Source organism: Planctomycetia bacterium (assembly GCA_021413845.1).
GTDB lineage: Bacteria > Planctomycetota > Planctomycetia > Pirellulales > PNKZ01 > PNKZ01.
Map to the genome: position 1 here is coordinate 1 of JAIOPP010000143.1, position 12,250 is coordinate 12,250.

Genomic DNA, 12,250 nt, shown 5'->3' on the forward strand with positions numbered 1-12,250 from the left:
ACTGCGCAAAATAAGCGAGCAATATAGTTCGCATTACGACGACGAAGCGGCGTCGTAAAAAAGTTTCGGTTGATGCGATGGTAAATCGTCGCAGAGCGGCGTGGGGTTATGCCAAACGAAACGGTTGTCCGGTCGCTTCGAGCACCGAGAACCAGAGATCGCCGTTCGGGTCGACTTGGTTCCGTTTGGAGACCGCGAGCGACATCGGCAAGTGGACGAATCGCCCATGCCAACGCCCGACGACCATCTCCGTGCGGCCGGCCATCGCGGCATGCACGGCATTGTGGGCCAAGCGAACGCAGTAGACGCTGTCGTAAGGGTTCGCCGGAACGCTGCGAATCGCGTAGCTCGGGTCGATGTATTTCAGATTGAGTTCGGTGCGCGCGGCGGCGAAGTCGTCGGTGATTTTTTGTTTGAGGAAGACGCCGATGTCGTGCAGCTTCGTATTGCCCGAGGCGTCGGTGCCGCCGGCCGCCGCGTTGATGAGGTCTTGGCCCGCTCCTTCGGCGACGACGACCATCGCATGGCCGCGCTCGACGACACGGCGGCGCAAGCAATTCAAGAAGCCCCGTTCCCCTTCCAATTGAAACGGAACTTCCGGGATCAACACGTAGTTGGCATCGTTTTTCGCCAGCGCCGCATAGCAAGCGATGAAGCCGGAATGGCGGCCCATCAGCTTGACGAGTCCGACGCCGTTCGGTGCCGACTTCGCTTCGACGTGTGCTGCGCGAATCGAGATCGTCGCTTCGGAGAACGCGGTTTGAAAGCCGAAGCTTTGGTCGATATACGGAATGTCGTTGTCGATCGTCTTCGGGATGCCGACCACGGCGATCTTCTCGCCGCGCTCGGCGACGACCTGCGCGATCTTCATCGCTCCGCGCAACGTACCGTCGCCTCCGATCACGAACAGGATGCTGATGTTCATCCGTTCCAAGCAGTCGACGATTTCGCCCGGATCTTGCTCGCCGCGCGAGGTGCCGAGGATCGTGCCGCCGTCTTCGTTGATGCCGCTGACGGCTTCGGGCGTCAGGTCGAGCACGCTCCGGCCGTAGCGCGCGATGAAACCCTGGTAGCCGTTGCGGAAACCATAGATGCGCCGCACGCCGTAATGAAACGAGAGCTCCATCACGAGCCCGCGAATGACATCGTTCAGGCCGGGGCAAAGCCCGCCGCAAGTGACGATGCCGACGCGCGTCTTCGAGGGGTCGAAGAAGATCTTGCGCCGCGGACCGGCGGGCTCGAAGCCGGGGAGCTGGTCCGTCGGTACTTCATGCTCCGAGGCGGCCGAGACGACCCCGTCGAACAAGACGCGATCCCCTTCATCGACGTTGTGGATGCTGCGCTGCCGATGCTCCAAGAGCGGCATCAGCGGCGAGTCGAGTCGGCAGGGGCCGAGCGACTTCACGACCAATTCCGTAGTGTTACTCATAGTGTTCGACTTCCGTCACACGTCGCAGGGCTACTGGTTCGAGCCGGCGTTCGGCTATCCGGTGGTACGCATCCCTGCGGCAATTCCTTGGACCGTCAGACGGAGCAGGTCGCGCAAGTGCTCCGCTTCGGCCGCGTCGACCTCGCCCCCTTGCAAGGCACGGCGGCGGCGCATGAGCTCGATCTGGATGAGATTCAACGGATCGATGTACGGATTGCGCGAATCGATCGAGCTTTGAAACCAAGGGGTCGCACCGAGCAGCTCGGGCACGCCGATCACGTCGAGCAGCGCCTGCCGCGCCTTATCGCGCTCGGACGCGATGCGAATCCACATCCGCTTGCGAATGTCTTCCGACTCGGAAAGTTCGGAGTAGCGTTGAGCGACATACATGTCGGCTTTGGCGAGTGCGAGCGAGGCGTTGTCGATCGTGGCCTGAAAGAAAGGCCATTGGCGATACATTTCGCAGATGGTTTGCCAGGCCTGGCGATCTTGATACTTAACCTCGACCAAGGCTGCGCCGAGCCCATACCAAGCGGGAATCATGCACCGATTTTGGGTCCACGAGAAGACCCAGGGAATGGCGCGCAAGTCGCCGAGCGAGCGCTCGCCGCGTCGGCGCGACGGGCGCGAACCGATCGGCAGGTTTTCGATTTCTTCGATCGGAGTCGTTTCGGAAAAGAATTGCATGAAGCCGGGTTGGTCGACGAATTCGCGATAGGCTTCGAGCGATCGCTCCGAGAGCGAATCCATGAGCGCCATCCACTCCGGCTTCGCGAAGGTCTTGCGCACGGTCGAGGCCGTGAGGGTCGCCCCGGTGACTTGTTCGAGATGCCGATACGCGATCTGCACGTCGTCGTAGCGCTCGGCCAGCACTTCGCCTTGTTCGGTGAGGCGGAGAGTCCCGTCGAGCGCTTCCGTCGGGAGCGAAAGGATGCCGCGCGCGGCCGGTCCGCCGCCGCGCCCGAGCGAGCCGCCGCGGCCGTGAAAGAATGTGAGGCTGATGCCTCGTTCGCGGGCCGTCGTTTGAAGGTCGGCCTGAGCGCGGAACAAACCCCAGCAGGCCGCGAGGTAGCCGCCGTCTTTCGTGCTGTCGGAATAGCCGACCATCACGACTTGGCGGTTCCCTTGCTTCGCTAGGTATTCGGCATACAGCGGCACATCGAGAACGGCGCCGAGCGTTTGCGGGGCCCGTTTTAAGTCGCCGATCTTTTCGAACAGCGGCACGATCCGGAGGTCGGACGAGGCCGACGGCTCGCCACGTTTGGTGGCTTCCGTTTGCGCCCATTTCCAAAACCAGAGCACGGTCAGCATGTCGCTGGCCGACTGCGTGAGGCTGATGACGTTGCCGCCGATGCAGCCCGGCCCGAACCGGACGCTGGCTCGCTGCAAGACGCGATAGAGTTCGAGCGTGTCGATCGTCAGCGGCGAGAGGCGATGAATCGAGATCGGTGCGCCGGAGGCGATGGAGGAAGTCAACGCGGCGATGCGTGCCGGTTCATCGAGCGAGGTGAAATCGGGCGCGACACCCAACGCCGCGAGAACCTCGGAAATGCCTTCCAGATAGCGGCGTGAATCTTGCCGCACGTCGAGTTGCGTGAGGAAGAGCCCGAACGTCCGAACCAAGTCGAGCCAGCCGCTGACGGTCGAATCGACGACGCTGCCGTCGTGGTCGGCTTGCAAAGCGTCGCACAAGGCTTGCACGTCGGCTTCGAACTCCCGGCCGTCGGCATAGTCGCCCGGGCGCGGCGGCGCATCGATATTGTCGACGCGCGATTGCTGTAGTCGCCATTCGATCATCGCGATCCAGCGACGATACGCTTCGCGCGGCGCGATCTTCTCGATCTCGACGCTCAACTCCGGATAGCGGGCGACGATTTCATCGACTTGCGCCCGCAGCTTCGCACCGGACGACCCGGCCGGCGAAGCGATCGTGAGATAGTCGGTCATCCTACGGCAATAGACGAGATGCTGCTCGACCGCGGCATTGCGAAGGATGCAAAGCGTTTGCGCCGTGACTTCGGCCGTGACGTGCGGGTTGCCATCGCGATCGCCCCCCATCCAAGAACCGAAGCGGAGGAAGACCGGCAACTTGAATTTTTGGTCGGGATAATATTCGGCCAGCGCGCGGCGCATCGCTTGGTAGATCTGCGGCACCGTTTCCCACAGCCGCGGTACGATCGAAAGTCCGCGCTCGACTTCTTCCAAGACGGTCGGGCGCGTCGTTCGTAGGAACTCGGTTTGCCAAAGCACGCTCAGTTCGGAACGAAGGCCCGCTTCCCAACGACTACGTTCGCGCGGTAGGAGATCCGAGCGATCGAGCTCGAGCAAGGCTTGTCGCATCCGGCGCAGTTTGGCGCGGATCGAACGCCGTTTCGCTTCGCTGGGATGAGCCGTAAAGACGAGCTCGATCGAAAGATTGCCGATCGCCGTTTGAACTTGTTCGGCCGTGAGGCCGGCTTTTTTCAGCTCCGCGATCGCAGCCGCGAGCGATTCGGAAATCGGTTCGGGATGCCGCAGCGCTTCACGCTCGCGCAGTACGCGAACCCGTTGCCGATCTTCGGCGATGTTCGCTAAGTCGAAGAAGATGCTGAAGGCGCGAGCCACGGTGCGGGCCTCGTCGCCGGTGAGGCCGGCGATCTTCGCGGCCAGGGCTCGTTCGGCATCTTGCGAACCGTTGCGGCGCTCGCGAGCCAGCAGACGGATCGCTTCGACCAGTTCGAACGAAGCGGTTCCGGCGAGTTCGGTGATGATCTCGCCGAGCATGTCGCCGAGCATTCTTACGTCGCGGCGAAGCAAATCGTTACTTACCACTGTGGGCGTCTTTCCAGGCTCAATGCGGGACGAAGCAGGTCGATCTTATGGGTCGGACCCAATGTATCAAACGGCGTGCCGCGGCACTGAGAAAAAAGTGGAACACATTTCGGTAAGCAACGTATGTCAGGAGATTTCGGTGTTCCTCTTAGCGAACGGAATTCGGTTGCCTGGCGGCGCGATGTCAAAGGGGTGCGCAGCGATTGCTGAAGAAACTTGCAACGGTCATGAGAGTGTTTTTAGTGAATGCGCCGACGTTGATTGCCGACGCATCCCGCCGAAGTAGCGCAAGGCGATTCACAGCGTTTCTCTTCGCGCGCACAAGTGAACCGACACAGCGGTACGCGCAGAGATGTTTAAGAGCAACGGCGTGGCACCGAGAGGAGCTTCCAGCGAGTATGCGGTCCGAGCATCGCGACGGGTTACTGAGGCTCGCACATTACGGAAGGACTCGTCGAGCTATTCCGTCGGCAGCACCCGCTGGACGGTTTCTCCGTGATGCTTTTCTCGGTTTCAGGAGGCTGAAAGCGGCCCTGATAAAAGCTAGTTTTAGGTCTTTGTCACGCTGTCTTTTTTGGCTTCTTTAGAAGGAAATCAGCTGAAAACAGTGGTGCCCGTATAATCACTATAAAAGCCAAAATAAATAAAATAGGTATAATGCGTTGACTGGTGAAAATCTCGAATAAGAATCGATGGAGGCTGTTTTTTGCGTTCTATCCTGCCGCGCGGGCCAATTTCATGGTTTCTTTTCGTCGACTTTCCGATGTCCTCGACTCGCCGCGGGCCTATGAAATCTGGCAGGCGCCGTTCGCCGCCACCAAGATGGCGCCGCTCGAGCGGCACAACCATCTGCCGTCGATCGGCCGGGTGTTAGAGGTCGGCTGCGGGCCCGGTACCAATGCCGCGTATTTTGCGCACACGCATTACGTCGGCCTCGACTTCAATCCGCAATACACCGCTTACGCCCGGCAGCGTTACGGTCGGGAGTTCATTACGGCCGACGCACGCACCTACGCGCCGCCGGCCGATGCGCGCTACGACTGCATCTTGCTCAATAGTTTTTTGCACCACATCGACGACGAGAACGCCCTGATCATTCTTCGTCGTCTTCACGAGGCCTTGAACGAAGGTGGACACATCCACATTCTCGACCTCGTGCTTCCGGAGCGGGCGAGCCTTGCGCGCTGGCTCGCGCGACGTGATCGGGGCGACTATCCCCGCCCGATGGCACGGTGGCGTGAATTGCTCGACGAGGTGTTCGAGCCGGTCATCGTAGAGCCCTTTGCGGTCGGCAAGTTGCGAATTCCGATGTGGCAAATGTTTTACTTCAAAGGGAGATCGCGGCGATGAGCCCTCGCAATACGACCGTCTCCATCGCGGTGCCGCTGCTGAACGAAGAAGCCGTTTTGCCGCAACTCTTGGCGCGCTTGCGCGAGTTGTTGGCAGCGATCCCCGGCGGCCCGCACGAGATCGTGTTCGTCGACGACGGCAGCACCGACCGGACGTTCGAGATGCTTCGGGCTGCGACGCAGGAAGATTCGCGCATCACGGCGTTGAGTCTGTCTCGCAATTTCGGGCATCAAGCCGCACTCTGTGCCGCGCTCGACCAAGCTCACGGCGACGTCGTCGTGCTCATGGACGGCGACCTGCAGGATTCTCCCGACGCCGTGCATCGAATGCTCGATGCGTATCATCGGGGCTACGACGTCGTGTATGCCGTGCGCACTCGCCGCAAGGAAAGTCTCCTCCTCCGAGCGTGTTACCATCTGTTCTATCGCGTCATCGGCAAGCTGGCGGAAGTCAAACTGCCGCACGATGCCGGCGACTTCTGCCTCATGTCGCGGCGCGTCGTCGACGAGTTGAACGCCGCGCCGGAGCGGCATCGCTATTTGCGCGGGCTCCGAGCGTGGGTCGGTTTCAAGCAGATCGGCATCCCGGTCGTGCGTGCGGCGCGGAAGGAAGGGGAGTCGAAATACAATTGGCGGCGCCTGTTTAAGCTGGCGAGCGACGGCATCTTCTCGTTCTCCGTAGTGCCGTTGCGAGCGGCTGCGCTGCTCGGCGGCATTACGCTGCTCGGCTCGACTCTGTGGGCCATGTTCATCGTCGGGGCACGCTTGTTCTTCGATCATTCGCCGCAAGGTTTCACGGCGCTGGCCGTCAGCATTTCGTTTTTCTCCGGCGTGCAGTTGTTGTTTCTCGGCGTGATCGGCGAGTACGTCGGCCGCATCTACGAGGAAGTCAAAGGGCGTCCGAAATATATCGTGCAACAAGTCGCAAAGTGTTTACGACCATGGACCCCCAATACGCCGGCGCCTATCGAGAGCTTTACCGGAATCACTGGTGGTGGCGTGCTCGAGAATCGTTGATTCTCACGGAGCTGCGCCGCCGCTTGCCTTCTCGGCCGGGGAAGGTGCGCGCCGTGCTCGACGTCGGCTGCGGCGACGGGCTCTTCTTCGATCGGCTGGTGGAGTTCGGCGTCGTGGACGGAGTCGAAACGGACGCCTCGTTGGTCGACCCGCAAGGACCGCATGCGGCGCGGATTCACATCGGCCCCTTCGATGCCGACTTCCGACCGGAGCGACGGTACGACCTGATCCTGATGCTCGACGTCGTCGAGCACATGCCCGACGCCGAAGCAGGGCTGCGCCGAGCCGAAGAACTTCTCACCGACGACGGCTTGCTGGTCGCGACCGTGCCGGCGTTCAACGCCTTATGGACGGCGCACGACGATTTCAATCATCATTACACACGCTACACCAAGCGGAGTTTTGCCGCCGTGGCTCGACAGGCCGGTCTGCAGGTCGACGCGCGACGGTATTTCTTCCACTGGACCGTGCCGATCAAGCTCGCCGTGCGCGGCGTCGAAGCGCTGCGTCGTCGCTCGTCGCGACCGGCCGCGGTGCCGCCGGCTTGGATCAATGGCCCGCTCTACGCGCTTTCGCGGTGGGAGCAGAGCACTCTCGGGCGGCTGCCGCTACCGATGGGGAGCTCGTTGCTGGTGGTCGGGCGGCGTGAGAAAAAACACTGCGAGCAATCGAAACCTGAATCGCAAACGGCGACCGCTGCGGCCGGAGCAGGGCCATGATTCGGCAATTAGACAAAGAGCCGCGGCAGGCCGAGATCATCGAGTTCTCCGCGAACTCGAAGTCGCCGGTCACAGCAGCGCGCGGCGCGCATTTGCTGATGGGATTCATCGTGAGCGTCGCAGCCGCCTTGTATATGTATGCTTGGGCCACGGACTTTTGGATTCCGCACGATGAAGGCTTACTCGCTCATACGGCCGAGCGCGTGTTGAACGGAGAATTGCCGCATCGCGACTTCGACGATGTTTACACCGGCGGCTTGGCGATGTTGCACGCCGCGGCGTTCGAAGCGTTCGGCGTTAAGCTGACGTCGCTCCGCTGGGTGCTGCTGGGGTTCTCGACCTTATTCATTGCCACTGTGTATGCGATCGCGGCGCGGTTCGAGCGCCCCCTGTTCGCGGCGATCGTCACGTTGACGGTCGCGGCTTGGAGCGTCCCGAATTACTTTGCGGGTCTCCCCTCTTGGTACAATCTGTTCTTTACGACCTTCGGACTCGCGGCCGTGCTCCGCTACATCGACACCGGTCGGATGCGCTGGCTGTTTCTAGCGGGTGTCTTCGCCGGCGCGGGACTGTTGATGAAGATCGTCGGGGTCTACTTCATCGCCGCCGTCGGTTTGTTTTTGGTCTACTGCGAACAATGTCGAGCCGAACGAGACGCTGCGCCGCGCTCGCGCCTCATGCTTCCGTTCACGCTTGCCGTCGCTTGCGTCGCGGTTGCGTTGCCGCTGCTGCTCGTTCGCCGGCAGAGCGGCGTCGTGACGTTTGCGATGTTCGTCTTGTCGGGCACGTTGCTAAGCGTTTTGCTCGTCGTAAACGAATGGCGCGTCGGCCATGGCACGTTGACGATGCGGCTCAAACGCTTGAGCGGCTTACTGCTTCCTTTCGGGCTTGGCGCACTCGTGCCCGTCGTCGCGTTCTTAGTTCCCTATCTCCGCAGCGGGTCGGCGGTGGCATTATGGCACGGGGTGTTCGTGCTTCCGCAGAAGCGTTTGGTGCACGCAGCGCTGGAGTTGCCTCCGTCGTTCGTCTTGTTGCTTCCCTCCGCAGCGTTTTTATTAGTGTGGTGGCTCGATCCGCGCCGACTGCGAACGTGGCACGTGGCGTTGTTCGCGCTCTGTACGGCCGTCGCGCTCCGCTTCGCCGGCGAAGGAGTTCCATTTCAGGCCTTCTGGTCGGCCGCGCGATTCGGCTTGCCGTTCGTCGCCGCCGCGGCTTGTTGGATCTTGTTGCGGCCTGCCGATCGCGGCGGTCCGTCGGTAGTGCGGCGGCAAGAGATATTTCTCTTGGTTGCGGTCGCGGCATACTTCGCGTTGTTGCAGTATCCGTTCTCCGCGCCGATCTACTTTTGTTACGTCGCTCCGCCGGCGATTCTTGCCACGGCTCTGGTCGCAGCCTCTCGACCCGGTCGGCCGCTCCCGTTGCGCGCATGCTGGTCGGTGGTGTTCTGCGCCTTCGCCGTCTTATGGTTGAACCATGGCCGGCTCCTCCCCAAACGCAACCCGATGACGGCGGAACTCGAAATGCCGCGCGGCGGGCTGACGGTCCCTCGGCCCGAGGCTCTCGCTTACAACAAGCTCGTCGAAGAACTTCAAAAGCACTCGCCGCCGGGTTCGGCTATTTACGCCGCTCCGGATTGCCCGGAGTTTTATTTTCTGAGCGATCGTCGGAATCCGACCCGTACGATGTACGACTTCTTCGACGATCCCACGGAGCGTACCGCGCGGATCGTACGATCGTGGGACGAAGCGCGATTAACCGCCGCGGTCGTCAACGAGCGTCCCGAGTTCTCGGAAAAAATCGATCCGGAACTGGAAGCCGAGTTGCGCCGACGGCTCCCTCGGACGAAGCGGATCGGACCGTTTACGCTCTACACGCGCGAACCGGCGGAGCTAGCGTCGCAGCAAGGTGAGCTCTAAAGCTCGAGCGAGGAAGGCATCCAGCCGACCTTTTGCGGAACCGCTCCGTTTCCCTTACGATAGGTGTTCGCTGCGAGCGACGGACTCCGCTTCATTTGCGAACGCTCAACCGGTTCTCATTATCACGAAGGAATAATCCATGCGTCGATTTGCATCGACTTTCATGTCCGCCGTTTTCTTGATTGCGATTTGCCTCAGCACGACCGTGGCATTGTTGCATGCTCAGACCGCGACGAAGGGAGTCTGGACCGATCCGGCCGACTCGTCGTTGCCGGCCGACTTCAAGATCCAAGGCGAGTACGTCGGCGTGAATGCAAGCGGCGATAAGCTCGGCAGCCAAGTGATCGCGCTCGGCAACGGTGCCTTTCAAGCGGTCCTCTTCCCCGGCGGGCTTCCCGGCGACGGTTGGGACGGCAAGCAAAAGATCTTAGTCGACGGCAAGCTCGACGGCGACAAGGCGACCTTCACGCCGGTCGACGCCGCGAAACGCAAATACTTGGCGCAGCCGGCCACCGAATTTTCGGCCACCTCGACCAACCCGCCCGAAGGACAGAAGAACGCCACGGCGACGCTCAGCGGCAACACCATCGCCGGCAAGCTCGACGGCGGTTCGGAATTTCGGCTCCAGCGCGTCGAGCGGAAGAGCCCGACGCTGGGGCTGAAGGCGCCGGAAAACGCCGTGGTGCTGTTCGACGGCACCAACACGAACGAATGGACGAAGGGGCGCCTCGATAGCGCCGGCGGAATTCTTAACACCGACGGCGGCGACATCCTGACCAAACGTAAGTTCAACAACTACACGCTGCATCTCGAGTTTATGTTGCCTTATCGTCCGGATGCCCGAAGCCAAGGGCGCGGCAACAGCGGCTGCTACCAGGTCGATCATTACGAAGTGCAGGTGCTCGACTCCTTCGGCCTCGACGGCAAGAACAACGAGTGCGGCGGCATCTACACGAAGGCCGAGCCGAAAGTGAATATGTGCTTGCCGCCGTTGGCTTGGCAAACCTACGATCTCGAGTTCACCAACGCGGTCGCCGAAAACGGCAAGAAGGTGAAGAACGCGCGCCTGACGCTTAAGCACAACGGCGTCGTGATCCACGACGACCTCGAGATCAACGGCACCACCGGCGGAAGCCGAAGCGACCCGGAAGGAACGCCCGGCCCGATCAAGCTGCAAGGCCACGGCAACCCGCTGCAATACCGCAATATCTGGATCGTGGAGAAGCCGTAGCGAGGGGCTAGGTCAATTCCGTGATCAACCCGTCCGCTTCGTCTCCCTGAAAATGGGCCGGCAGAGAGACGCCGAGGCGATCGAACACGGTGCTCCAAAGATTGCCGAGGCGAACCCCTTTCTTCACGAGATGCCCTTGGTGCTTCACGCCGAGCCTTGCTCCGCCGGCGAGCATCGTCGGTAGATCATGGTTGTGATGGGCGTTGACCGCGCCACCGCTGCTGCCGTAGGCCACGAGCGTATGGTCGAGCAGAGTGCCGTCTCCTTCTTTGATTCCCTTCAACTTATCGAGGAAGTAGGCCCATTCTTCCATGTACCAGATGTCGGCCTTGGTGAACCACTTGAGCTTGTCCGGGTCTTCGCCGTGATGCGTCATCTCGTGGTAGTTATAGGGATTCCCCATGTCGCGCCAGGCACCGGTCCCGTCTTGGCCGTCCATGCGAGCCATGTACGAAATCACGCGCGTGCTGTCCGTTTGTAGGGCGAGAGCGATGACGTCGAACATCAACCGCTGATAGCGACGATATTCCAAACCGGCTTTGTCGGGATCGAGCCCTTGCTCTTTGCCGAAGTTCAGCGATGCGACGTTCGGCTTCGGCCGGCGGAGCCAACTCTTTTCCGATTGCATGCGGCGCTCGAGATCGCGGATGCCGGTGAGATACTCATCGAGCTTCCGGCGATCGTCGGCACCGAGCGAACCGCTCAAGCGACGCGCTTCTTCGCGCAGCGAATCGAGCACACTCGTGCGGCGAACGAACTCCGCTTCGCGCTGGGCCAATGTCTCGGCGGTGTCGGGTCGAAACAATTGGTCGAACAGGACGTGCGGCCGATTCTCCGAAGGAATCGGCATGCCGCTCGCGCTCCACGACAGCGTCTGATCTTGATTGCCGCCGAAGCCGGTGCCCCGTTTGATGCCGAGCGTGAGGGAAGGAAAACGCGTTTCGCTGCCGACGACGGCCGCCAGTTCTTGATCGCAAGAGACACGCAGCTTTGCGCCGGCGCTGCGGGTGTTCGTGCCGGTGAGGAAGGTCCGATCGCCGACGTGCCCGCCGGAGTGGGTCAGCTTCAATCCGGAAACGACGGTAAAATCCTTGCGTAGCGCTTCGAGCGGCTTAAGGATCGGCGTGACGGTGTAGTTCGAGCCGGTATCTGCCGGCGTGAAGTCGCGGCCGTTCAGGCCGAGGCCGAAATAGCAGAACACGGCACGGCGCGGCGTCTCGCCGGCGGCGATCGATCCGGCTTGCGTCAGCGAATCGGCTCCATGGCTCATGGCGTCGAGCCAAGGGAGCGCGAGCGTGATACCCGCCCCTTTTAAGAACGTTCGTCGAGGCAAGCTGTTGCGACGATGTCGGATGTTCATCGGCCGAATTCCTATTTGGTGGTAAACGGTTCGCCGGCCGCGACGGCTTGAATCAGCGGTTGGATGCGATAGTCGTTCTGTTTCAATACTGCGATCAATTCGTCGATCGATTCATGATCGGCATAACCGACCGGTCGGCCGAGCGCGTACGTCAACAACTTCGAGACGAACGCGCGGGCAAAGCGATCCTTCTGGAGCATGAGCCCGGCTTTGTACTCTTCGAGCGTCGAAAACTTCTTGCCATCGGGAAACGTGCCGCTCACGTCGAGCACCGGCCCGTTCGAGCCGCGAAAACCTTCGCCGTTGAAACGCTCACGCCACTGACCGATCGCGTCGTAGTTTTCCAAGGCGAGGCCATAAGGGTCGAGCTTCGCATGGCACGACGCGCAAACCTCGTCGCGGCGGTGGAGCTCCAGCC

Annotated in this window: 9 protein-coding genes; 5 read left to right on the plus strand and 4 right to left on the minus strand. The window is 61.3% G+C overall.

Going from position 1 to position 12,250, the window contains the following annotated elements; genetic code table 11:
* Positions 1–106: 106 nt before the first annotated feature.
* Both K8U03_24180 and ppc read right to left on the minus strand, forming a co-directional pair.
* A complete protein-coding gene (locus K8U03_24180; GenBank protein MCE9607995.1) occupies positions 107–1,429 on the minus strand; it encodes an ATP-dependent 6-phosphofructokinase in 1,323 nt (440 codons plus the stop codon).
* Between the two features lie 54 nt (positions 1,430–1,483).
* Complete coding sequence (gene ppc / locus K8U03_24185; GenBank protein ID MCE9607996.1) at positions 1,484–4,240, minus strand: phosphoenolpyruvate carboxylase; 2,757 nt, start codon at positions 4,238–4,240, stop codon at positions 1,484–1,486.
* 738 nt (positions 4,241–4,978) lie between these two features.
* Between ppc and K8U03_24190 the strand changes: the two genes are divergently transcribed.
* The 5 genes from K8U03_24190 (at position 4,979) to K8U03_24210 (ending at position 10,472) form a co-directional block, all read left to right on the plus strand.
* A complete protein-coding gene (locus tag K8U03_24190; GenBank protein MCE9607997.1) occupies positions 4,979–5,590 on the plus strand; it encodes a class I SAM-dependent methyltransferase in 612 nt (203 codons plus the stop codon).
* Entirely contained in the window at positions 5,587–6,606 is a 1,020-nt protein-coding gene (locus K8U03_24195; protein ID MCE9607998.1) for a glycosyltransferase family 2 protein, read from the plus strand. The genes K8U03_24190 and K8U03_24195 overlap by 4 nt, the downstream gene beginning before the upstream one ends.
* 23 nt (positions 6,607–6,629) lie before the next feature.
* Positions 6,630–7,325 carry a class I SAM-dependent methyltransferase gene (locus K8U03_24200; GenBank protein ID MCE9607999.1) on the plus strand — a complete coding sequence of 232 codons (696 nt, stop codon included), beginning with the start codon at positions 6,630–6,632 and terminating at the stop codon, positions 7,323–7,325.
* The gene (locus K8U03_24205) at positions 7,322–9,241 is read left to right on the plus strand and encodes a glycosyltransferase family 39 protein (GenBank protein ID MCE9608000.1); all 1,920 of its coding nucleotides are present in this window, start codon (positions 7,322–7,324) and stop codon (positions 9,239–9,241) included. The genes K8U03_24200 and K8U03_24205 overlap by 4 nt, the downstream gene beginning before the upstream one ends.
* 163 nt (positions 9,242–9,404) lie before the next feature.
* On the plus strand, positions 9,405–10,472 hold the full coding sequence (locus K8U03_24210) for a DUF1080 domain-containing protein (protein ID MCE9608001.1): 1,068 nt from the start codon (positions 9,405–9,407) through the stop codon (positions 10,470–10,472).
* A gap of 7 nt (positions 10,473–10,479) precedes the next feature.
* On the opposite strand, the gene K8U03_24215 is transcribed toward K8U03_24210, so the two are convergent.
* Both K8U03_24215 and K8U03_24220 read right to left on the minus strand, forming a co-directional pair.
* Positions 10,480–11,832: a DUF1552 domain-containing protein gene (locus K8U03_24215; GenBank protein MCE9608002.1), complete on the minus strand. Its 1,353-nt coding sequence runs from the start codon at positions 11,830–11,832 to the stop codon at positions 10,480–10,482.
* Positions 11,833–11,843: 11 nt separating this feature from the next.
* On the minus strand, positions 11,844–12,250 hold a 407-nt coding region (locus K8U03_24220), incomplete at its 5' end, for a DUF1585 domain-containing protein (GenBank protein ID MCE9608003.1).